Origin of the sequence: Formosimonas limnophila, assembly GCF_014652675.1 — a bacterium.
Taxonomy (GTDB): domain Bacteria; phylum Pseudomonadota; class Gammaproteobacteria; order Burkholderiales; family Burkholderiaceae; genus Hydromonas; species Hydromonas limnophila.
The window spans coordinates 244,436-266,429 of the sequence record NZ_BMZG01000001.1 but is presented as its reverse complement, the minus strand read 5'-3'; the positions used below and the strand labels follow the sequence as shown (position 1 = coordinate 266,429).

Annotated in this window: 20 protein-coding genes, 2 tRNA genes and 1 pseudogene; 11 read left to right on the top strand and 12 right to left on the bottom strand. The window is 48.5% G+C overall.

Annotation, left to right across the window (positions count from 1 at the left end):
* Positions 1-8 precede the first annotated feature (8 nt).
* The 7 genes from IE082_RS01220 to IE082_RS01190 all read right to left on the bottom strand — a co-directional run bounded on the left by IE082_RS01220 (position 9) and on the right by IE082_RS01190 (position 5,791).
* Positions 9-1,466, bottom strand: a complete 1,458-nt coding sequence (locus IE082_RS01220) for a class I SAM-dependent DNA methyltransferase (RefSeq protein ID WP_189490510.1) — start codon at positions 1,464-1,466, stop codon at positions 9-11.
* Between the two features lie 105 nt (positions 1,467-1,571).
* Positions 1,572-2,894 carry a homoserine dehydrogenase gene (locus tag IE082_RS01215; RefSeq protein WP_189490508.1) on the bottom strand — a complete coding sequence of 441 codons (1,323 nt, stop codon included), beginning with the start codon at positions 2,892-2,894 and terminating at the stop codon, positions 1,572-1,574.
* Positions 2,895-3,019: 125 nt separating this feature from the next.
* Complete coding sequence (locus IE082_RS01210) at positions 3,020-4,339, bottom strand: TRZ/ATZ family hydrolase (protein WP_189490506.1); 1,320 nt, start codon at positions 4,337-4,339, stop codon at positions 3,020-3,022.
* A gap of 91 nt (positions 4,340-4,430) precedes the next feature.
* Positions 4,431-4,521 (bottom strand) — tRNA-Ser (locus IE082_RS01205).
* A 16-nt stretch (positions 4,522-4,537) separates the two neighbouring features.
* Positions 4,538-4,611 (bottom strand) — tRNA-Gly (locus IE082_RS01200).
* A gap of 25 nt (positions 4,612-4,636) precedes the next feature.
* On the bottom strand, positions 4,637-5,452 hold the full coding sequence (locus tag IE082_RS01195) for a Cof-type HAD-IIB family hydrolase (protein WP_189490504.1): 816 nt from the start codon (positions 5,450-5,452) through the stop codon (positions 4,637-4,639).
* 36 nt (positions 5,453-5,488) lie between these two features.
* A complete protein-coding gene (locus tag IE082_RS01190; RefSeq protein ID WP_189490503.1) occupies positions 5,489-5,791 on the bottom strand; it encodes an RraA family protein in 303 nt (100 codons plus the stop codon).
* Between the two features lie 218 nt (positions 5,792-6,009).
* Here IE082_RS01190 and IE082_RS01185 point away from each other — a divergent pair, with 218 nt between their 5' ends.
* A complete protein-coding gene (locus IE082_RS01185; protein WP_189490501.1) occupies positions 6,010-7,002 on the top strand; it encodes a beta-ketoacyl-ACP synthase III in 993 nt (330 codons plus the stop codon).
* 80 nt (positions 7,003-7,082) lie between these two features.
* On the opposite strand, the gene IE082_RS01180 is transcribed toward IE082_RS01185, so the two are convergent.
* Positions 7,083-7,400 carry an RnfH family protein gene (locus IE082_RS01180; protein ID WP_189490499.1) on the bottom strand — a complete coding sequence of 106 codons (318 nt, stop codon included), beginning with the start codon at positions 7,398-7,400 and terminating at the stop codon, positions 7,083-7,085.
* Positions 7,393-7,830, bottom strand: a complete 438-nt coding sequence (locus tag IE082_RS01175) for a type II toxin-antitoxin system RatA family toxin (RefSeq protein WP_189490497.1) — start codon at positions 7,828-7,830, stop codon at positions 7,393-7,395. The genes IE082_RS01180 and IE082_RS01175 overlap by 8 nt, the downstream gene beginning before the upstream one ends.
* Before the next feature lie 59 nt (positions 7,831-7,889).
* On the opposite strand from IE082_RS01175, the pseudogene smpB reads away from it, so the two are divergent.
* From smpB to IE082_RS01125, 10 genes and pseudogenes are all read left to right on the top strand, one after another.
* A pseudogene (gene smpB / locus IE082_RS01170) lies at positions 7,890-8,348 on the top strand (SsrA-binding protein SmpB); the annotation flags it as partial.
* Between the two features lie 159 nt (positions 8,349-8,507).
* Entirely contained in the window at positions 8,508-9,038 is a 531-nt protein-coding gene (locus IE082_RS01165) for a gamma carbonic anhydrase family protein (protein WP_189490493.1), read from the top strand.
* Positions 9,039-9,062: 24 nt separating this feature from the next.
* Positions 9,063-9,659 (top strand): RNA polymerase sigma factor, encoded by a 597-nt coding sequence (locus IE082_RS01160; RefSeq protein ID WP_189490491.1) that lies wholly within the window; start codon positions 9,063-9,065, stop codon positions 9,657-9,659.
* Positions 9,656-10,159 carry a DUF3619 family protein gene (locus IE082_RS01155; protein WP_189490489.1) on the top strand — a complete coding sequence of 168 codons (504 nt, stop codon included), beginning with the start codon at positions 9,656-9,658 and terminating at the stop codon, positions 10,157-10,159. The genes IE082_RS01160 and IE082_RS01155 overlap by 4 nt, the downstream gene beginning before the upstream one ends.
* A complete protein-coding gene (locus IE082_RS01150) occupies positions 10,143-10,517 on the top strand; it encodes a DUF3106 domain-containing protein (protein ID WP_189490488.1) in 375 nt (124 codons plus the stop codon). Before IE082_RS01155 ends, IE082_RS01150 begins: the two co-directional genes overlap by 17 nt.
* Positions 10,518-10,648: 131 nt before the next feature.
* Entirely contained in the window at positions 10,649-11,203 is a 555-nt protein-coding gene (locus IE082_RS01145) for an RDD family protein (RefSeq protein ID WP_229809660.1), read from the top strand.
* A 67-nt stretch (positions 11,204-11,270) separates the two neighbouring features.
* Positions 11,271-12,686, top strand: a complete 1,416-nt coding sequence (gene gltX / locus IE082_RS01140; protein ID WP_189490483.1) for a glutamate--tRNA ligase — start codon at positions 11,271-11,273, stop codon at positions 12,684-12,686.
* Positions 12,687-12,778: 92 nt separating this feature from the next.
* The gene (pepN, locus tag IE082_RS01135; protein ID WP_189490481.1) at positions 12,779-15,379 is read left to right on the top strand and encodes an aminopeptidase N; all 2,601 of its coding nucleotides are present in this window, start codon (positions 12,779-12,781) and stop codon (positions 15,377-15,379) included.
* Between the two features lie 33 nt (positions 15,380-15,412).
* Positions 15,413-16,978 (top strand): protein adenylyltransferase SelO, encoded by a 1,566-nt coding sequence (locus IE082_RS01130; protein ID WP_189490479.1) that lies wholly within the window; start codon positions 15,413-15,415, stop codon positions 16,976-16,978.
* 117 nt (positions 16,979-17,095) lie between these two features.
* Positions 17,096-18,592, top strand: coding sequence for a subtype B tannase (locus tag IE082_RS01125; RefSeq protein WP_229809659.1), 1,497 nt, complete (start codon positions 17,096-17,098; stop codon positions 18,590-18,592).
* On the opposite strand, the gene IE082_RS01120 is transcribed toward IE082_RS01125, so the two are convergent.
* Genes IE082_RS01120 through IE082_RS01110 form a run of 3 tightly spaced genes read right to left on the bottom strand, consistent with a single transcriptional unit; the run spans position 18,580 to position 21,972 of the window.
* Positions 18,580-19,293, bottom strand: a complete 714-nt coding sequence (locus IE082_RS01120) for a ParB-like protein (protein ID WP_189490477.1) — start codon at positions 19,291-19,293, stop codon at positions 18,580-18,582. The genes IE082_RS01125 and IE082_RS01120 overlap by 13 nt on opposite strands.
* Positions 19,294-19,327: 34 nt before the next feature.
* Entirely contained in the window at positions 19,328-20,932 is a 1,605-nt protein-coding gene (guaA, locus tag IE082_RS01115) for a glutamine-hydrolyzing GMP synthase (RefSeq protein ID WP_189490475.1), read from the bottom strand.
* A gap of 26 nt (positions 20,933-20,958) precedes the next feature.
* Entirely contained in the window at positions 20,959-21,972 is a 1,014-nt protein-coding gene (locus IE082_RS01110; protein WP_189490473.1) for a hypothetical protein, read from the bottom strand.
* Between the last annotated feature and the right edge of the window lie 22 nt (positions 21,973-21,994).

Here is a 21,994-nt window from a genome sequence, read left to right as displayed (position 1 = left end):
GGACGCTCCTATTTAATCAAATCGAGTATTGAACCTAAAATTTTTGCACTCTCAATATCCAAGGCTTTCATTTCTTCCAAAATGGCTTGTGGTGGGCGCAGTGTTGCTTCTTCCTTTTTATTTGGGTTTTTGACACTTAGGTCAAACGTGCTTTGATCAATGTCCTTTATATCCATCGTCCATGAGTTTTCGCTGCTCAAATAAGTTTTTTGCAGTTCAACAAATTCTGCCAAATCGTTTTCGTTAAGTGGGTTGGTCTTGCCCAAATTGCGGTCAAGGTTGAGCTGATAAAACCAGACATTTTGCGTAGGCTGACCTTTTTCAAAGAACAGTACCACCGTTTTGACTCCCGCGCCGGTAAACGTGCCGCCGGGTAAATCCAACACGGTATGCAGGTTGCAGGTTTCCAGCAAATGTTTGCGAATCGCCACCGTGGCGTTGTCGGTATTGCTCAAAAAGGTGTTTTTGATGACCACCCCTGCCTTGCCACCTGCTTTTAAAATTTTAATGAAGTGCTGCAAAAAAAGTGAAGCAGTTTCGCCTGTTTTTATCGGGAAGTTTTGTTGCACTTCGGCACGTTCCTTGCCACCAAAAGGCGGATTGGCCAGCACCACATCAAAGCGGTCTTTTTCCTGTATGTCGGCAAGGTTTTCGGCAAGCGTATTGGTGTGGATGATGTTGGGCGCTTCCACACCGTGCAAAATCATATTCATAATGCCAATGATATACGCCAATGATTTTTTCTCTTTACCGAAAAACGTTTCCTTTTGGAGTATCTCGGTTTCTTTGGTGGAAAGTAATTTATGTGATTTCAGATAATTAAACGCTTCGCATAAGAAGCCCGCCGAACCACAAGCACCGTCATAAATTGTGTCACCGATTTTTGGGGCAACCACTTTTACAATGGTCGTAATGAGCGGTCTGGGCGTGTAATATTCGCCACCGTTTCGCCCTGCATTGCCCATGTTTTTGATTTTGTCTTCATACAGATGGCTCATTTCGTGTTTCTCTGCGTGAGTGCGGAAACGCAACTCGTCAATGCGGTTAATCACTTCACGCAAATTGTAGCCACTTTGTATGCGGTTTTTCAGTTCGCTGAAAATTTCGCCAATTTTGTATTCAATGGTGTCGGCACTTTCGGCACTTTGCTTAAACTTTTTGAGGTAAGGAAAGAGTTTGTTGTTGACAAAGTCGGTGAGGTCGTCGCCTGTCAGCGCTTTTTGGTGATCGAGCTTGCCATCCTGCGCTTTTGGCATCGCCCAAGCTGCCCATTGGTAAGCAGCCTCAATGATGGGCGTGTAGGTTTTACCCCTCAGCTCGGCTGCGGTAGCTCGGTCTTTTTCTAAGTCATCCAAGTATTTAAGAAACAAAACCCACGAAGTCTGCTCCACATAGTCTAATTCGCTGCCGCAACCTGCGTCTTTGTGCAGTATGTCGTCAATGTTTTTAAAAGTTTGTTCAAACATTCGCTCTCACCGTGCCTTTTTGTTATCTAACAATATGATTAAAACATGCTACTGCGGCGCAGCAAAGCGGGCAATTTGCCGGCTTGACATGTGTTTCAGCTGGTTTTAACCCAGCTCTTCCACTCTGAGCTTGACCACTCCGCCTGTGATGCTGGCAAGTGCTTTGATTTCGCTCACAGCCGTATCCACATTCGATTCTTGGCTCACATGAGTCATGATGACAATGTGGGCTTCTTTGGTGGCATCGTCCACTTCAGTTTGCAGCATGGCGTCAACGGAGATGTCGTGGTTGGCGAGGATGCGGGTGATGTCGGCGAGTACGCCTGTGCGATCTTGGGCAGTTAGACGCAAATAATAACGAGTTTTAACAGCAGATAGCGGCAACATGGGGATACTTGCCAGTGAATCAGGCTGGAATGCGAGGTGCGGGACGCGATGCTCTGGGTCAGCCGTGATAGTACGGGTGACGTCGATGAGGTCGGCGATGACCGATGAGCCTGTGGGTTCAGAGCCTGCGCCTGCGCCGTAGTATAGTGTTGCGCCGACGGCGTCACCTTTGACTAATACAGCGTTCATGACGCCATTCACATTGGCGATGAGGCGTGATTCTGGAATCAAGGTTGGGTGGACGCGCAGTTCGATGCCGTCGGTGGTTCCGTTTGATACTCGTTTCGTGATGCCGAGGAGCTTGATGCGGTAGCCGAATTTTTCAGCGTAGGCGATGTCAGCGGCGGCGAGTTTACTGATGCCTTCGATACTGGCCGCTTTGAAGTCAATCGGTACGCCGAACGCGAGCGCGCTCATGAGGGTAATTTTATGGGCGGCGTCGACACCTTCAACGTCAAAAGTCGGGTCGGCTTCAGCGTAGCCGAGCTCTTGCGCGACTTTGAGTGCGTCGGCGAATGTCCAGCCTTTTTCACGCATTTGCGTGAGGATGAAGTTGGTTGTGCCGTTGATAATGCCTGCAATCCATTCGATGCGGTTGGCCGATAGACCTTCGCGCAAGGCTTTAATCACGGGGATACCGCCCGCAACTGCGGCTTCAAATGCGACGGTGACGCCTTTGTCCTGAGCAGCTTTGAAGATTTCGTTACCGTGTTCGGCGAGCAGTGCTTTGTTAGCGGTGACGACGTGTTTGCCATGCGCGATGGCTTCTAAGACAAATGATTTGGCTGGCTCGTAGCCACCCATGGTTTCAACAACGATATCAACGTCAGGGTGACGCGCCACCTCCATGATGTCATTGACGATTTGGACATCATTACCCACCAGTGCTTCGGCTTTGGCACGGGTGCGTGATGACACAACGATGACCTCGATGTCGCGCCCTGCTCTGCGCGTGATTTCGTCTGCGTTGCGCTTGAGAATATTGACGACGCCACTGGCGACGACGCCTGTGCCTGCGATACCGATTTTGATGGGTTTCATTCGTTGGTTCCTGTCATAAAAAATGCACACGATTGTGCATTGTTTTTGCGATTAATTAACGCGCCATTGTAAACGAAATGGGGTACTTAGCCAATGAATTAGGGCTTTTCTCCCATGCCTTTTGTTTAACGGCTTGACTCAATGCGGGTTTGCCATTTTTTGGCCATGGCTTTTAACGCTGTCTCGTCCAGTGTCAACAATTGACGCTGTTTCATGAGGCACTGGCCATTGACCCATGTGTGTGTGACGTGCTCCCGCCCTGCGGCATAGACAATGTGCGAAATGACGTCAAACGTCGGCACAGTTTCTAACGCAGCCATGTTGATGGCGATGATATCGGCTTGTTTGCCCACTTTGATACTGCCTGTTTTACCAACCATGTGCAGTGCTTTTGCACCATTAATCGTTGCCATTTGAATGGCTTGGAATGCGGGTACGTCAGTTGGATTGAGTGTACCGACTTTGGCGAGCAAGGCGGCTTGGCGCGTCTCGTTGAGCATGTCTAATTTATTGTTTGACGCAGCGCCGTCTGTGCCGATACCGACATTGACACCTGCTGCCATGGCTTGGGCTATCGGAGCGATGCCTGAGGCGAGTTTCATGTTGGAGTTTGGATTGTGCGCAATACTGATATTTTTTGAAGCGGTCAATGCGATTTCGTCATCGGTCAAATGCACCATGTGCGCGGCGATAAGTTTATTTTCTAAAAACCCGATGTCGTTCAAACGCGCGAGCGGTCGTTTGCCATGGTCACGCACACTGTCGTTGACCTCGTCCATGGTTTCGTGGATGTGGCAGTGCACCAGCATGTCGTTTTTGAGCGCAATGTCGGTGATTTTTTTGAACGTTTCATCCGACACGGTGTACGGCGCATGAGGCGCGAGTGTGAACGTGATGAGCTCGTTGTTCAGGTACTCTTCGCGCTCCACCATGGCCTTGCTAATGTACTCATCAGCGTTTTGGGCGTAATTGGTTGGGAATTCTAAAATCGAGCAACCGACAAATGTGCGCATCCCTGCCTCTGCGCCTGCTCGTGCCACCGCTCTGTGGTAAAAATACATGTCATTAATCGTCGTCGTACCAGAGCGAATCATCTCGGCCATGCCGATTAAACTGCCTTCGTACACAAATGCGTCATCCACGTGCTTGCCTTCAGCAGGCCAAATGTGGTTGTGCAGCCAATCCATGAGTTGCAAATCATCCGCATAACCGCGCAAAAGCGTCATCGCAGAGTGACCGTGCAGGTTAATCAAACCAGGCATCAATACATGCTCATCAAGCGTGATGACCTCATCTGCCGCCCAATCTGAGGTCTCATTTGTGGGGGAAATCGCAGCAATTTGACCGTCTTTAATTGCCACACTGTGGTGTTGCAAAATTTCGCTCGACTCAACAGTGAGTAACCAACGTGCATGGATGATGGTATTGAATGTTTGATGAGACATAATCATTATCTTTCTGGTTTATCCAATTGTGAAGATTTTCTCTTCTTTTAATAATATAAAAGACGCGAATAAATCGCGTCTTAAAAATCCGTGGCGGACAGAGGGGGATTCGAACCCCCGGTAGGCTATGAACCTACACACGCTTTCCAGGCGTGCGACTTAAACCACTCATCCATCTGTCCATATATGTTATGGTTGTGGAGCGGGTGAAGGGAATCGAACCCTCGTATGAAGCTTGGGAAGCTGCCGTTCTACCATTGAACTACACCCGCAAAACAAGCGCGCATTATAGCGAGTTTAAGGGGTAAAGACAATCTGCTCGACGGATTGCTCAAACTCAATGAGTAATTGACGAACCATTTTGGCGACACCATCATTTGAAATATGGTCGGCATGTCGGTCAGCCACCGCTTTGAGGCGTGGGTGTGCATTACCAACGGCAACCCCTGTACCTACACCTTGCAGCATTTCTATATCATTTAAACCATCGCCAAAGGCGTAGGCTTGTTTTGTCGTCATACCCGCCACACGCAAAACGGTCTGGCAACCCGTGAGTTTATTAATACCTTTTGGTAAAACATCCATCGCCGTCTCATGCCATCTCACATAATCGAAGTCTGGAAATCTCGCCAACAACTCGGGAATCAATACATCATCAAGCGACTCATGAAAGAACATCCAAGCTTGGAACACATCCTGTGCTTGATAAAATCTTAAATCTTGTTGAAATGAAATCTCTACAGACTCCATCGCATTCATGACTTCCTGCGCGAAAGAGCTCACATGACCACCAAGCCCATCACTGATGCCATAACTGATATTTTTGTCAATCATCAGTTCAAACAATCGCATCAGCTCACTATGATTGAGCGGATTCTTTTCGATCACCTCGTGCCGATGCATGATTTGCGCGCCGTTTTGGGTAATGGCGTATTCTGGCCGAACCAAATCAATGAATTCTGCAGCATGCCCATAACCCCGCCCTGTCGCAATTGCCACCACATGCCCTGCCTTTTTCAAATCCTCAATGGCGTGGAGCGCGGAGGCAGGAATCTGATTCGTCGTGTGATCGAGTAAAGTGTTGTCTATATCAAAAAAAAATATTTTTTTCATTAACGCTCAATAAATAATTGAAAAACAGATTGTGAATCACACCAAAGCCATTGGGCTGATCAATATCCCATCAGCATCCGCGTAAATCCAGTCATTCAGTTGTACTGTGACACCAGCAACCACAATAGTCAAATCACGAACGCCCGTGTTTCGTTTAACTGCACGCAATGGATGTAGCGCCAAAGCACGCACACCAATGGCCAGCGGTTGTATTTCACCAACATCACGCACAGCACCATCCACGACAATTCCAGCAAAACCATTTTTAACCGCAGCCGTAGTCAAATTACCACCCACCAAAGCACAACGAATACTACCACCGCCGTCAATAACCGTCAATTCGAGGGCAGATCAGATCAATGAGACATTTCAAGTTTTTTGGTTCTCCAAAAATCGCAGCAGCCTCTATAGGCGCTTAGTGACAGTGAGGTTTTGTAACAGCAAAACCCATCAAGCCGTCTCACTCGTATGACAAAAGCAGCCTTTAAACTTCCCTACTTATTGGCAAACATTCCGTTATAATCAGTCGACTATTCACGAGCAAAAACAAACCAGCCATGACCACTAAAACTACAGCAGCCATAACCGCCGTCGGCGGATTTGTCCCTGAATATCGCTTAACCAACACTGAGCTATCAACCATGGTTGATACCAATGACGAGTGGATACGGACTCGAGCAGGTGTTGAGGAACGTCGCATTCTTAGAGGTGACGGCTTGGGCACATCTGATTTGGCTGTGCCTGCTGTTTTAGACTTGTGTCAGCGTCGAGGCATTTCACCCGATGAAATTGACTGCTTGATTTGTGCGACGGTGACCCCTGATATGACATTTCCTGCGACGGCCAATATCATTTGCGACAAAATTGGGGCTGTTAATGCTTGGGGGTTTGATTTAGGTGCAGCGTGCTCTGGATTTTTATTTGCTTTGACGACGGGAACGGCACTTATCGAATCGGGACGCTACAAAAAAGTGGTGGTGGTCGGCGCGGACAAGATGAGCGCAATTGTTGACTACACAGACCGCAGCACCTGTATTTTATTTGGGGATGGTGCGGGTGCGGTGCTACTTGAACCCTCTCACGAGGGATTGGGTGTGCTTGATGCGAATCTAAAAACCGATGGTTCAGGTCGGGAGTTTTTGCACATGAAAGCGGGTGGCTCACTCAAGCCTGCATCCATCGAAACGGTCAAGGCACGTGAGCACTATATATTTCAAGACGGCCAACCTGTGTTTCGAGCCGCAGTCAAAAGCATGGCGGATGCCGCCGCAGAGTTGCTGGAACGAAATCATCTGACAGGTGATGACATTGCATGGCTGGTGCCGCACCAGGCAAATCGCCGCATCATTGACGCCACTGCAAATCGCATCGGCCTCGCACCCGAAAAAGTCATGTTGAATATTCACAAATACGGAAACACCACCGCAGCGACAATCCCCTTATGCTTATGGGAATGGCAAAGTCAGTTGAAAAAAGGTGACAACCTCGTACTTGCAGCTTTTGGTGGTGGTTTTACTTGGGGAGCAGTGTTGGTGAAGTGGACTATTTAAATTCTTTTATTGTGAAAAATCAAAAAAGCGCATCAAGCGCTTTTTTGTATTTTTGCCCATCCCACATGACACAAACATTCTCAGGCTCGCACACGTCGCCATTTTTTCGGGTCACGCTGCTGATTGACTATTTTCCGACGACGGTCTTTGGGATCTATCAGCAAAGGACGATAAATTTCAATACGGTCAGCCTCATGCAATACATCATCGAGCATGGCACGCTGACTATAAATCCCCAAAGATAAATCATCCATTCGCCAGTCGGGATAGTCATCCAAAATACCACTGGCCACCACTGCATCACGTACGGAGGAGGAGATAGGCAATGTCATCTGCTTTTCAAACTTCTGCTGTTGCTCATCGACATAAATCACAGAGACATTAAGCGTTTCAGCCATATACAACCTTAGCGCGTTTAACAAAACCATCAATGAATGTCTGGGCAATCACGCCAAACACAGGACCAATGGCCAAAGAAACCAGCTTGTTAGAAAATTCGTAATCAAGGTCAAACCGCACCCGAACCCCCTGCTCTAACTCACCCAACGGTTCAAAACGCCACTGCCCCGTGAAATGACGAAAAGGCCCGTCTTTAAATGTCATGTGCATGCTACGAGGAGGCGCATTGACATTGCTGGTTCTAAAAATTTGCCGCAAACCTTTGAAATCGATGGTTATGGTGGCCTCAAGAGACGTTTCGGAGCGTTGATGAACCACCACACCACCACACCACGGTAGGAACTGTGGGTAATCTTCGACTTTTTCAACCAAATCATACATTTGTTGTGCGCTATACGGTAACACAACGGTTTTGTGAACCTTGGGCATTTTTTATCCAATTTTTGCTACAATGCGCCATTGTATTATGAAATCTTCAGAAAACCCAAAATATGAGCATCACCAATAACAAAAAAGCCTTTCACGATTATTTCATCGAAGAAAAATATGAAGCAGGTATCGTGCTCCAAGGCTGGGAAGTCAAAGCCATTCGCGCAGGTCGAGTGAACCTCAAGGACACGTATGTCATCATTCGCAATGGTGAGTTGTTTTTGCTGGGCGGTCACATCAGCGCGCTTGCCAGTGCCTCAACACACATCAACCCTGACTCAACCCGCACACGCAAGCTGCTGCTCAAAGCCGAGGAAATCAAACGCCTAATTGGCAAAGTGGAACAAAGAGGCTTTACATTAATCCCTCTTGATTTACACTACACACGCGGTAAAATTAAATGTGAGATCGCATTGGGACGAGGTAAGGCTCAGCACGATAAACGTGATGCAGAAAAAGACCGTGAATGGCAACGCGAAAAACAACGCGTCATGAGCGACTTCAACAAACGAAACTAATTCATCAATCAACCACCTCCCTGATCTAACTGCAAAGGCAGCCATGACCCAAAAACAAACTACTCAGGAGTCTACACTCGAAAAAAAGCCCAAAAGCCACTTACATCAAGCATTAACCCTACTGGCCCATAACAGCTTTTTGATTGCTTAGGAGCCGTCATGACACTATATCGTTATCAAGACCACCAGCCAGAGCTTCACAAAGACACATTTGTTGCCCCCAGTGCCGTTCTGATTGGCCGAGTACATCTCTCAAAAGGAGCCAATGTCTGGTATGGCGCAGTGCTTCGTGGAGACAATGAGCCAATTTTGATTGGTGAGTCGAGCAATATTCAAGAAAACAGCGTTTTACACACCGATATGGGTTGCCCGCTGAACGTGGGTAGCCACGTCACAGTTGGCCACAGCGTGACATTGCATGGCTGCACGATTGGCAACAACTCGCTTATCGGCATGGGAGCAACCATTCTTAATCGCGCCGTCATTGGCCACAACAGCATCGTTGGTGCTGGCGCATTGGTCACCGAAGGAAAAACATTCCCCGATGGCTCGTTGATTATTGGCTCACCAGCAAAATTAGCGCGTGCATTAACAAACGAAGAAATTGCTCAACTGCCACACAACGCCGCCCAATACGTAGAACGTGGATACGTATACAAACAGAATTTAACCGAAGTTAAAGATATTTAATCTCGGTTGGATACTTTTATTAAAATGAGCAAAAAAACCACCCCCGTTGACAGCGTGATACACGAGACGCTCGACGACTTCTTAGCCAGCGTTGAGCGTCGTGCGTACAAGCACGCGCTGTATGCCGTACGCAATGAGGAAAACGCGCTCGACATTGTCCAAGATGCCATGATCAGCCTGGTACAGTCTTACAGCGACAAACCCGCCAATGAATGGCCGATGTTGTTCACACGGATTTTGCAAAACGCCATTCACAATCACTTTCGCCGAAACAAAGTTCGTGACCACTGGACGCCGACGTTTTCGATGTTTGAATCCTCATCTGACGATGAGGCGGGCTTTGATGTACTTGAATCGCTGTTGTCAAAAAATACCAACGGCCAAACCGAATCAGCCGAGACCACGGTCTCTCGTGAACAGATTCTCAATCTATTAGAAGATTTAATAAAAATGCTGCCAACTCGTCAACGAGAAGCATTCTTGCTGCGTTATTGGGAGGATTACAGCGTCACTGATACCGCCCAAGCCATGGGCTGCTCCGAGGGTAGTGTCAAAACCCACTGCTCACGCGCCGCTCACACCTTAGCCGATCAGCTACGCGAATTAGGAATCACATCATGAATCAGCACACACTAAACCTCGATGCCATCCGCACTGCTACAGCGATTCAACTAACGCGCGCTCATTTGAATGAGGCCGTGGATGAGCTACCGCATCATGTCACAGAGCGTTTGCGTGCGGCACGTGTTCGTGCCCTCTCACAACTGAACAAACCTGCGGTGCGCATTGATACCACAGCGAATGGCTTGATTGGCTGGCTACAACGCTTACCCACGTTCGCACGAACCATCGTGATAGCTCCGGCCTTGTTCCTAGCTATTTTTGCCTCACAACGCAGCCTGACACAAAATAATGAACAGCAAATGAGTAGCGCGATGGCACTCATGAATACCCCCACCTCAGAAGCGGTAGCGCCCAATATTGATGCCATTTTGAACGAAGAGATTCCATTACAAGCGTATCTCGACAACGACTTTAACCAGTTCAACCAAAAAATCGTGCAACAACCCGCTCACGGTCACGTCCAAAAAACAGGCTTTTCTCATGGTAACACACCCTAAACACCTCGCTCTGACCAAAATCGCCTTTGCCCTTGTCATCACCTATGGCAGCGTCAGCGGTGTCGCCCATGCACAGGACTGGGGACAGATAACCGCAACAGAACAAGTTATGTTACAACCACTGAAATCCACATGGGAGCAACTGCCTCAGTCACAGAGGCAACAGTGGTTAGGACGAGTCAATCAACTCAAAAACATGACACCAGAGCAGCGAAAAAACGCACAAGCCCGCATGGAAGAGTGGGCCAGTTTGTCAAATCAACAACGCTCGCAAGTGAACCAACAGCTCAAAAATGACGACCAAAACAACGCCAAAACCCGTGCTAAATCATGGCAAATGTTCATTGAGCAAAAGTGAAATCATATAGTTCGCAGATTTAACACCCAAGACGCGATTCATCGCGTCTTTTCATTTTCGACACTCATCCATACACGAATCAACTATTTGACGTTAGCAAACAGCCCATGCACAACGTCACTTGAGTTAAAATGGGCGTTTATCAAACCAACACAAATCCCATGCCCAGCCCTTCCATCGCCCGCCGACTCGGCGCCAGCTTATACGAATTCGTTTTACTGTTTGGCATTTTTTTTGTCACGGGTTTGTTGTTGCAAATAGTATCGACCATTACTGGCTTAAACATCCCCGACTGGATCAAGCAATGGGTGTTATTTGGTGTTTTTGGGATTTATTTCACGTACTGCTGGACGCACAGCGGGCAGACGTTGGCACAAAAAACTTGGCACATTCGCATTGCGAGTGACAAGAACTCAATCAAATCAGCGATTAATTACAAACAAGCTTGGTTGCGTTATGTATTCGCCTGCGTGTTGGGCATTTTGCCTGCATTACTGACGATTTTCGTGCTGCGGCACAGCGATAATATCACCAGTGCTGGCGCCGGCTATCTTTATGGGTTAGGCTTTTTATTGGTATTCGCTAATTGGCTGACCTTGCTTGGCACATCGTTGATGAACCACGACCGCCGCGCGTTGCACGAAGTACTCTCAGGTACACGCAGCGTGTTTGGCAAAGGTTTTTAAAAAACCGTGTTGACAGCGTCGTTATGGCTGTCAGATGAATTATTGAGTTGAATTTTTAGGAAAATTTATGACAACCATTCGTACCCGTTTCGCCCCCAGTCCTACAGGCGCACTGCATATTGGCGGTGCTCGCACTGCATTATTTAGTTGGGCTTTGGCCAAGCATTTTGGTGGCACTTTTGTGCTGCGCATCGAAGACACTGATGTCGAACGCTCCACCCCCGAAAACGTCGCTGAAATTCTCAACGCCATGCAGTGGCTGAGCCTCACCCACGACGATGGCCCATACTACCAAATGCAACGTATGGACAGATACCGTGAAGTCATCGCACAAATGCTCGAAGACGGCACCGCCTACTACTGCTACACCTCGAAAGAAGAACTCGAAGCCATGCGTGAAGCTCAAAAAGCCCGAGGCGAACGCGAAAAGTACGATGGTACATGGCGTCCCGAGGCTGGCAAAACCCTGCCTGCCATCCCAGCAGAGGTACAACCCGTGGTGCGCTTCAAAAACCCACTCACAGGCAGAACCTCATGGGTGGACGTGGTCAAAGGCGAAATTTCGTTCAATAACGAAGAGTTAGACGACCTCATCATCGCGCGCCCCGATGGCACTCCGACATACAATTTCTGCGTCGTCGTCGATGACTGGGACATGGGCATCACCCACGTCATCCGCGGTGACGATCATGTGAACAACACCCCAAAGCAAATCAACATCCTCAAAGCCCTCGGCGCACCGATTCCTGCTTACGGTCACATCCCGATGATTCTCGCACCAGATGGCACAAAGCTATCGAAACGCAAAAACGCCACAGCGGTCATGGACTATGAGCGCATGGGTTATTTGCCCGAAGCATTGAATAACTACCTCGCACGCCTCGGTTGGGGACACGGCGACGACGAGATTTTCACCCGCGAACAATTCGTCGAATGGTTCAGCGTTGAGCATTTGTCGTCCTCCTCCTCACAGTGGGATCCCAAAAAACTCAATTGGGTCAACAACCACTACATCAACCAAAAAGACAACGCCGAACTCACCTCACTCATTGAACCTCGCGTGTCAAAACGCCTTGCCGCCTACGAGCATGTTGCACCACTGACGAGCCGTCCGCTCGCCGCGATTGTTGAACTCTACAAATCACGTAGTGACACACTCGAAGACATCGCGACTGCGGCAGAAGGTTTTTATCTGAAATACGAGCCAAACGTCGAGCTGATTCGCGAGCACCTCAACGATGCCAATCGCCCCGCACTCGCAGACTTCGCCACGAAGCTCAAAGACATCGCATGGGAAAAAGAATCCATCAATGCACTGATTAAATCCACACTCGCTGACCATACTCTAAAAATGTCAGCACTCGGTGTGCCACTGCGTGCGATTTTGCTCGGTTTAACGCAAAGCCCGTCTCTGGATGCCATCATTCACATTATTGGTCGAGATGAAGTGGTTCAGCGTTTGACTGCTGGTTTATCTGTTTAATGTAGGGTGGGCAATGCCCACCTTTCTTTAACTCGTCGTACAAGACACTCTCTAATATTATGGGCAACGCCCACCCTACCGACCTTGATACCATGACCACACATCTACGATCCGACTACACACCCTTCCCTTACGACATTCCCACCACGGATTTATTGTTCGATTTAAAACCCGAATTAACCACGGTAACGTTGTGGTTGGAGTTTGAGCGAAAAAATGATGAACCAGTACCATTGGTGCTCAATGGCGAACACATCACATTACAATTCATTTCGCTCAACAATGAAGAGACTCCACTTGACCCCTCTGAGTACACCGTCACAGACAGCACGCTCACGCTACACAACCCACCAGAATCAGGCATGCTACACATCATCACGACGTGCACACCGAACACCAACACGAGTTTATCGGGATTATTTACCACAGGTGTGCATCTGATGACCCAGTGTGAGGCCGAGGGTTTTCGTCGTATGGCGTACTTCCCAGATCGTCCTGATGTGTTGTCAACGTACACGGTGGAGTTGATTGCTGACAAAGCGGCATTTCCCGTCTTACTATCAAATGGCAACCTCATAGAGACGCGCGATTTGCCCAATGGCGGCCACATGGTCACATGGCATGACCCGTTTCCAAAACCATCGTATTTATTCGCCGTTGTCGCGGGGCAATTGGCGTGTTTAGAAGAAACCATCACTCAGGATGGTGCAGAGAAGTTACTTCAAGTCTACGTTGAGCCACACGATTTGCCCAAAGCCCAATTCGCGATGGACAGCCTCAAAGCCTCCATTCGCTGGGACAAAGCGCGTTTTGGTTTGCCATTGGACTTAGAGCGTTTCATGATTGTCGCCACATCGGATTTCAACATGGGTGCGATGGAAAACAAAGGGTTGAATATTTTCAACACCAAATTCGTGCTCGCCCATCCCGAAACAGCCACTGATGTTGACTTTGAGGGCGTCGAAGCGGTCGTGGGTCATGAATATTTTCACAACTGGACGGGTAACCGCGTCACATGCCAAGACTGGTTTCAACTGAGCCTGAAAGAAGGCTTAACCGTCTACCGCGACCAAGAGTTTTCAAGCGACCAACTGGCCGAAGGCTTGTCACCAGACGCGGCAACCAGCGCACGCGCCGTCAAGCGCATTGACGATGTGGCCATGCTGCGTACAGCGCAATTCATGGAAGACGCAGGCCCCATGGCGCACCCCATTCGCCCGAATGCCTATGAAGAAATCAACAACTTCTACACCATGACCGTGTACGAGAAAGGCGCTGAAGTGGTGCGCATGTACGAAACACTGCTCGGACGCGATGGTTTCCGTCGCGGCATGGATTTGTACTTTAAACGTCACGACGGACAAGCCGTCACCTGCGACGATTTCCGCGCAGCCATGGCCGACGCCAATCAAGCTGACTTGACTCAATTCGGTCGCTGGTACGAACAAGCTGGCACACCCACGGTTCGGGTCACGAGCGAATTTGATGCAAACGCACAAACCTACACGCTTCATTTCGCACAAAGCAATCCACCCGTTGGTATTGAACTCAAAGAAGCCAATTTAATCAAAGCACCGCTGCACATTCCGTTGCGCGTCGCCCTGCTCGGCACAGACATCGACACGCTGATCGAGCTCAAACAAGCCAATGAATCCATCACGTTCGAGAACATCACAGCTGAACCCACCCCGTCGCTGAACCGAAATTTCTCTGCCCCCGTCAGCATCGAATACGACTACAGCGATGACCAACTTGCCACACTCGCAGCAACAGACACCGACGCGTTCAACCGCTGGGACGCTGTGCAGCAGATATTTGCACGAGCCATCGTCGCTGATATGCTCGAACCTGTGTTTAGCCATGAGCAATTCGATACATTCCGCAGCCTGCTCACGGACGAGTCATTAAGCCCTGCTTATCGCGCTCAGTTGTTCACGTTGCCCAGCTTCTCATACCTTGCTCAGCTCGTGAGCAAATGCGAGCCGCTTGACCCACAGAAACTATTCGCAGCGCGTGAACGCGCCAGCCGCGCTCTGTCCAAACAACTGCAAATCGAATGGCAAAGCCTGTACTCCACACTTGAACCCAAAACTGCTTACGCTTACAACGGTGTGGCAGCGGGCGAACGCGCCCTGCGCAACCTCGCGCTCCGTCACATTTCCTCAGCCAAGCCTGACACTACAACAACACAATACGCCGCAGCTGACAATATGACCGATCGCATCGCAGCGTTGACCACCGCGATACACGAGGGGCAAGACGAAGCGTTACTGAATGATTTTTACAACCGTTTCGAGAAAGAAGCCCTGGTCATCGACAAATGGTTCACGGCTCAAGCCGCTAATCCACACGATGCAAATATCACCGCGACTTTACAAAAACTGCTTGCCCACCCAGCATTCACCAACCCGAATCCAAACCGTCTGCGCTCTTTGGTTTTTGCTTTTTGTAACGCCAATCCAGCACATTTCCATGCGACCGATGGCTCGGGTTATCGTTTTTGGGCGGAGCAAGTTTTGGCCATTGATGCCAAAAATCCACAAGTAGCCTCCCGTCTTGCACGAACGCTTGAGCAGTGGCGCACCTATGCTGAGCCGTACCAATCTTTGATGCGAGAAGCGTTACAAACCGTGTTCAACGCACCGAATCTATCACAAGACGTGCGTGAGATTGTCGGCAAAGCCTTGGGCTAAACCCGTTTTCACCGCTTATGATAAAGTTTGCTCATGAACCTTCATTTTGACAACCGCCTGATCCGAGAACTCCCCGAGGACAAACTCTCGGTCGAGATGGACAATCAACCCCGCCAAGTCCACCATGCTATTTGGTCTGCGACGCCGCCCACACCGGTATCTCACCCAACGCTGTTGGCTTACTCGTCCGATGTGGCAGCATTGGTTGGTTTGACTAATGATGACGTGCAGAGCGCGCAATTTGCTCAAGTATTTTCAGGAAATCAGCCAATCGAAGGCATGCAACCCTTCTCAACCTGTTATGGCGGTCATCAGTTTGGTCACTGGGCTGGGCAACTCGGCGATGGACGAGCCATTTCACTCGGTGAAGTAGTACACAACGGTGTGCGCTCAGAATTACAACTCAAAGGCGCAGGGCCGACCCCCTATTCGCGCCGTGCCGATGGCCGCGCTGTGTTGCGCTCGTCGATTCGTGAGTTTTTGTGCTCTGAAGCGATGCATCACTTGGGCGTGCCGACCACGCGGGCATTGAGCTTGATTCACACAGGCGACGATGTGGTTAGAGATATATTTTATGATGGTCGCGCTGAGGCAGAACCGGGGGCGATTGTCTGCCGTGTTTCACCGTCATTCATTCGTTTTGGGCATTTTGAGTTGCTGGCGCAGCGTGGCGATTTTGCTTTGCTTAAAAAGCTCGTGGATTTCACCATCAGTCGTGACTTTCCGCACGTCACGGGCAACGCGCACGAACGATTCAATCAATGGTTCAAAGAAATTTGCGCGAGCACCGCACGATTGGTCAATGAGTGGCTGCGCGTCGGCTTCGTTCATGGCGTGATGAACACAGACAATATGTCGATTCTCGGCTTGACTATTGACTATGGGCCTTACGGCTGGATAGACAATCTGGACTTTGGCTGGACGCCGAACACGACCGATGCGGGTGGAAAGCGCTATGCTTTTGGCAAACAAGCGGGTGTGGTGCGTTGGAATTTACAAAAACTCGCCGAAAGTTTGGTCGCAGTAGCGCCTTCTCAACAATCATTGATTGACGGTTTGGCACAATTTGATGAAGTCTATGAGCAGCAATTGCACGCAACACTTGCGGGCAAACTTGGCTTACTTGATTGGACAGATACCGACGATGACCTAATTAATGGTTTGTTTTCATGGATGCAGGCTCTGAACGTCGATTACACTGAGTTTTTCCGATGCTTGGCTGATGTGTCAGAAGTTCCGCTTTTAGACAGCGTGACACCTGCTTTTTATCATCCTGAGTTATTAACAAACGAGCGTCACCGAACCACGGTTCAAGATTGGCTCAGCCAATACGCACAGCGAATTGCCCAACAAAGCGAACCACACGAAATGCGCAAACAACGCATGAATGCGTTTAACCCACGCTTTGTTCTGCGCAATTATTTAGCGCAACAAGCAATTGACGCGGCGACACTCGGGGATCTCAGTGTGTTACACGAATTGCAAGCCGCACTACGCACACCTTACGATGACAACCCTACATTCTCACATCTGTATGCCAAACGTCCTGACTGGGCACTCAATAAGGCAGGTTGTTCAATGCTTTCCTGTAGTTCGTAGGCCATTGTTTTGTTCTGGACTCCAAACATGATTTGTCCATAAAAATACTTTAGGACGATAATCATTCTCATTCGGTCTTCATCGATGCTTATTTAACCATCCATCAGAAAGTTTTTCATGCAGTTATTCAATCAGTTAGCCAGTCTCAGTTTAATCACACTGCCTCTTATCGCACAAGCAGATACAGTGGTCAACAAGAACGATTTAACCTTTAATGCCAACCAATACACCAGCCAAATTATCCAAGTCAACGGCCAAGAAATCAAATACCGCGCGTATGAGCACATCGTTTATGTGAAAAATCCCGTTGATACTCAGTACCAACAAATGAACATCTACATCCCCGAAGCCTATTTCGCAAACGGACAGATCGGCTCATACAATGCCCAAAACGCGCCGATATTTTTACCCAACAGCATCGGTGGTTACATGCCCGCCGAACCAGCGACAGCAACCCCAAGCCTCAAAGGCCCCAAAGCAGGAAAAACGAGCACTGTGGCCTACGCTTTGGCTCACGGCTATGTGGTCGCAGCACCTGGTGCACGTGGTCGTACCACCCAAAATACAGACGGCCAATACACGGGTAAAGCACCCGCCGCGATTGTCGATTTAAAAGCCGCCGTGCGCTACCTTCGCCACAATGACGCCGCGATGCCGGGTAATGCAGAGAAAATCATCTCCAATGGTACCAGTGCGGGTGGTGCGATGTCAGCGCTACTCGGTGCCAGTGGCAATCACTCAGACTACGAGCCAGCTCTCAAAGCACTGGGAGCGGCGAACGCCCGTGACGATATTTTTGCGGTATCGGCCTACTGCCCCATCACGAATTTAGAAAATACGGATGCCGCTTATGAGTGGCAATTCGCTGGTGTGACAGCGTATAAAAAAATGATGATGGGCAATATGATTGATTTTCGCATGGAGCGAAAAGAAGTCGCTGGCACACTCACTGTGGCTGAAATCAAAACCGCCAAAGACCTCAAAACCCGATTTCCAGGCTATCTTAATGGCTTAAAACTTCGCGATGAAAAAGGCGAGTTGCTCACACTGAATGCCGCTGGAAATGGCACATTCAAAGAACACATCACATCCCTGCTCATGAGCTCGGCACAAAAAGCATTGAACAAAGGCACGGATTTATCCAACACACCGTGGTTGACCATCCACAATGGGCAAGTTGTGAGCGTTGACTTTGACCAATACGTCAAAACCATCACTCGCTTGAAAACACCGCCTGCATTCGACGCGCTGGATCTCTCCAGCGGTGAGAATGATTTATTTGGCACAAGCACAATCAAGGCTCAGCACTTTACCGCATTTGGCCAAGCAAACAGCCGTGTCAACGGCACATCTGCCGATCCAGCCATCGTCAAACTCATGAATCCCATGAGTTATATCGGTGCGGCACAATCAATCACGACCAAGAACTGGCGCATCCGCCACGGCACAACCGATCGAGACACGTCTTTGGCAATTTCTGCCATACTCGCCACAACACTCAAGAATCAAGGCAAAAACGTTGATTACGCCCTGCCGTGGAATGTGCCACACAGTGGTGATTATGATTTAGATGAATTATTCGCTTGGATAGACCAGATCAGTCAATCGCATTGACTGCTGCCATATCCAGGTAAATGACTGGCTTGCGCTGAGCAAGCCAGTTTTTTTGCGTCTTTTAATGCTTGGTCAATGTTGTTTTTATCGATATTTTGCCAATGCATCTGCTCACCAAGCCACTGCCCCCAAACAAACTCAACAAAATATTGATGGGTATTTTTATTAAAATAACCATCATCTTCGAGCATCCCAGCCAATGTCCGATAGGGATTGTCCTGTAAGTCAGACAACCTTGTGGGTAACGAGTCGGGAGAAATGGCTTGTCCTTTTTGATTTTTTAACCAAACCCAATGATTCTGAGTCATCTTTTGCCAAAACTCTGAAGGATTTCGGCCATCCAATCGGCCAACCACCCTCACACTCACCTCAGACACGCCCAAACGGCTCAACGCATAACTGAGGTGATGTCTATCGACCAAATAAAATTGCGCAGGCGCTGCCGCGCCAAAATCCGCCACCACCACCAGAATGACTTTTTTACGAACGTATTTTTCTAATTTTTTGGGTGTGTATTTTTTGAGGTGTTCAGTATCCTGCATCACCTGAATCATCCCCACAGCAGGTTGGGTGGGGCGCAACTGCGCCAAATCAATGCGACACCAAGAATCAATGGGAGTCTGAGCGCCGCAGCTCAACTCATTGGCAGGGCTTGAAGAAACACCGACAATGAGCGGCAGTAGAAAAAATAACTTCTTCATTTCATCCCCCAACGAATCTGCGCATGAATGACGCTTACTCCCACTCAATCGTCGCTGGCGGCTTGCCCGACACATCATAAACCACACGGTTGATGCCGCGTACTTCGTTGATGATGCGGTTGCTGACCGTGCCGAGCAATTCATAAGGCAAATGAGCCCAATACGCGGTCATGAAGTCTTGCGTCTGTACCGCGCGCAGCGCGACAACGTACTCATACGTACGACCATCACCCATCACGCCGACCGACTTGACGGGCAAAAACACCGCAAATGCTTGGCTGGTCAAGTCGTACCAGTTTTTGCCCGTTTGCTCATCCACCGTTTTGCGCAATTCTTCAATGAAAATCGCATCGGCGCGACGCAATAAATCCGCATAGTCTTTTTTCACCTCGCCCAAAATCCGCACGCCCAAACCGGGGCCAGGGAACGGATGGCGATAAACCATCTCACGCGGCAAGCCCAGCTCAACACCGAGTTTACGCACTTCGTCTTTAAATAATTCGCGCAATGGCTCAAGCAGTTTGAGCTTCATGTGCTCAGGCAAACCACCGACGTTGTGATGTGATTTAATCGTGTGCGCGGTTTTTTTGCCCTTGCCTGCCGACTCGATGACATCAGGGTAAATCGTCCCTTGCGCGAGCCATTTGGCATTGGTCAGTTTCGCGGATTCAGCATCAAACACTTCAATAAACTCGCCGCCGATGATTTTTCGTTTCGCTTCAGGGTCGCTCACACCTGCGAGTTTGCCCATGAATTGGTCTGTCGCATCAACGCGAATCACTTTCACACCGAGGTTACCAGCGAACATTTCCATCACCATGTCGCCCTCATTCAAGCGCAACAAACCATGGTCAACAAACACGCACGTGAGCTGATCGCCAATCGCACGATGAATCAACGCCGCCGCCACAGACGAATCCACACCGCCCGACAAACCGAGAATCACCTCATCCGTACCGACTTGCTCGCGAATCTTAGCCACCGCCTCGCTGATGTAATCGCCCATCACCCAGTCAGCTTTCGCGCCGCAGATGTCTTTCACAAAGCGTGACAAAATCGCCTCGCCCTGCACCGTGTGCGTCACTTCGGGGTGAAACTGTACCGCATAAAACCGACGCTCTTCGTCCGCCATCGCCGCAATCGGGCAACTATCGGTTGAAGCCATTAATTTAAAGCCAGCAGGCATCTCAGAAACCGAGTCACCGTGACTCATCCAAACATTGAGCAAACCATGACCTTCGTCATTGGTCGCGTCTTGGATACCATCAAACAGCTTCGTATGCCCGCGCGCGCGAATCTGCGCAAAGCCGAACTCACGCGGCTTGCCCAACGCTTCAGCAGTCTCAACCTTGCCCCCCAACTGCTGCGCCATCGTCTGCATCCCGTAGCAAATGCCCAACACAGGCACGCCCAGCTCAAAAACTGCCTGCGGCGCGCGTGGCGTATCACCCTCGGTCACCGAATTCGGTCCACCAGAGAGAATCACGCCTTTCGCGCCGTAGCTTTGAATAAACTCATCTGACACGTCATAAGGATAAATTTCAGAAAAAACACCCGAATCGCGCACGCGACGGGCAATGAGTTGAGTGACTTGCGAACCGAAGTCGAGGATTAGGATTTTGTCGTGCTGGTTGGCCATGATTAATTCACTTTATACGTAAAAAATTAACTATTTATTTTCTCAGTTATTGTTTCAACCGATTCCAATTGTGTATTTCGCCAAGCCTCATATTTTTCTGAAAGTTCAGATGTGATACTATCCATTTTGCTGCCAAGAAAAGAAATAAGATCTTCAAAGACTTCACATTGGATCTTTTGGATGTAAATGCCATTAATACTGTCCTCAATCGACTTTAGTAGCGAACACAGAAAACCTGATATTTCTTGTTGATAATCTGCAAAATTATTTTGATTTATGGCTGGTTTAATACATTTGTTAACAAGATCAAGTAGTTCATCATCATAAAAACAATCTATTATGTAATCCGTTCGAATCTCTCGATTAAATAACTCCCTCCAAGTTAGATCATTCAACAAATCCACTGGTGCATGCTGTGCTACTGTTAGAAAAAATGATCGTGTGCTTGCACATGGTTCAGATCTCTCAAGCTGAGTAATAAGTTTTTCATACGCAGTTTTAAGCATTGTTATATGTGCTGTATTCAATTTCCTAAGAGCCAGCATATTTGTCATATTTAGAATATCTTGAGGGTATTTTTGCAATCGCTCTAACAAATGCGTTGTTTCATCATCTATTAAGCGTAAATTCAACTCCCGCAAATTTTCATCAATATCAGTTTTTAACTTTTGAGTGTCCTCTAAAGCATTTATCGCTTTTTGAGCTGCCTTTTGAGTTTTGTTGCTTAACCAAGCGATTGTTGCAGTCAAAACAATTGATGCGAGAGTTAAAATTGCAGAGAACCATGTAAGCATGGTGCTTGCGGCTGAAAGTTGGTTAGAGATACTCGAAAAGCTTTTATCCGTGATAGAGGACTCCTGATTAACTTTTTTAGTCAGCAGTTCAAATTCACTTTTTAACTGTACGTTTTGTTTTCGTAACTCTTCAATTATCTCGTTATTATTAAAAGCACTCGGAGCTTCTGCATTAGCTATAAACACAGGATTCAAGAAACTTATAAAGCATAAAACCTGCAAGAAATAAATTATTTTTTTAAGCATAGAGATTTGTTTTTAAACTTCG

Excerpts from the sequence above, each read along its gene's own strand:
- IE082_RS01220 (WP_189490510.1), bottom strand. The coding sequence starts at position 1,466 with ATGTTTGAACAAACTTTTAAAAACATTGACGACATACTGCACAAAGAC.
- IE082_RS01215 (WP_189490508.1), bottom strand. The coding sequence starts at position 2,894 with ATGAAACCCATCAAAATCGGTATCGCAGGCACAGGCGTCGTCGCCAGT.
- IE082_RS01210 (WP_189490506.1), bottom strand. The coding sequence starts at position 4,339 with ATGTCTCATCAAACATTCAATACCATCATCCATGCACGTTGGTTACTC.
- IE082_RS01195 (WP_189490504.1), bottom strand. The coding sequence starts at position 5,452 with ATGAAAAAAATATTTTTTTTTGATATAGACAACACTTTACTCGATCAC.
- IE082_RS01185 (WP_189490501.1), top strand. The coding sequence starts at position 6,010 with ATGACCACTAAAACTACAGCAGCCATAACCGCCGTCGGCGGATTTGTC.
- IE082_RS01180 (WP_189490499.1), bottom strand. The coding sequence starts at position 7,400 with ATGGCTGAAACGCTTAATGTCTCTGTGATTTATGTCGATGAGCAACAG.
- IE082_RS01175 (WP_189490497.1), bottom strand. The coding sequence starts at position 7,830 with ATGCCCAAGGTTCACAAAACCGTTGTGTTACCGTATAGCGCACAACAA.
- IE082_RS01165 (WP_189490493.1), top strand. The coding sequence starts at position 8,508 with ATGACACTATATCGTTATCAAGACCACCAGCCAGAGCTTCACAAAGAC.
- IE082_RS01160 (WP_189490491.1), top strand. The coding sequence starts at position 9,063 with ATGAGCAAAAAAACCACCCCCGTTGACAGCGTGATACACGAGACGCTC.
- IE082_RS01155 (WP_189490489.1), top strand. The coding sequence starts at position 9,656 with ATGAATCAGCACACACTAAACCTCGATGCCATCCGCACTGCTACAGCG.
- IE082_RS01150 (WP_189490488.1), top strand. The coding sequence starts at position 10,143 with ATGGTAACACACCCTAAACACCTCGCTCTGACCAAAATCGCCTTTGCC.
- IE082_RS01145 (WP_229809660.1), top strand. The coding sequence starts at position 10,649 with ATGGGCGTTTATCAAACCAACACAAATCCCATGCCCAGCCCTTCCATC.
- gltX (WP_189490483.1), top strand. The coding sequence starts at position 11,271 with ATGACAACCATTCGTACCCGTTTCGCCCCCAGTCCTACAGGCGCACTG.
- pepN (WP_189490481.1), top strand. The coding sequence starts at position 12,779 with ATGACCACACATCTACGATCCGACTACACACCCTTCCCTTACGACATT.
- IE082_RS01130 (WP_189490479.1), top strand. The coding sequence starts at position 15,413 with ATGAACCTTCATTTTGACAACCGCCTGATCCGAGAACTCCCCGAGGAC.
- IE082_RS01125 (WP_229809659.1), top strand. The coding sequence starts at position 17,096 with ATGCAGTTATTCAATCAGTTAGCCAGTCTCAGTTTAATCACACTGCCT.
- IE082_RS01120 (WP_189490477.1), bottom strand. The coding sequence starts at position 19,293 with ATGAAGAAGTTATTTTTTCTACTGCCGCTCATTGTCGGTGTTTCTTCA.
- guaA (WP_189490475.1), bottom strand. The coding sequence starts at position 20,932 with ATGGCCAACCAGCACGACAAAATCCTAATCCTCGACTTCGGTTCGCAA.
- IE082_RS01110 (WP_189490473.1), bottom strand. The coding sequence starts at position 21,972 with ATGCTTAAAAAAATAATTTATTTCTTGCAGGTTTTATGCTTTATAAGT.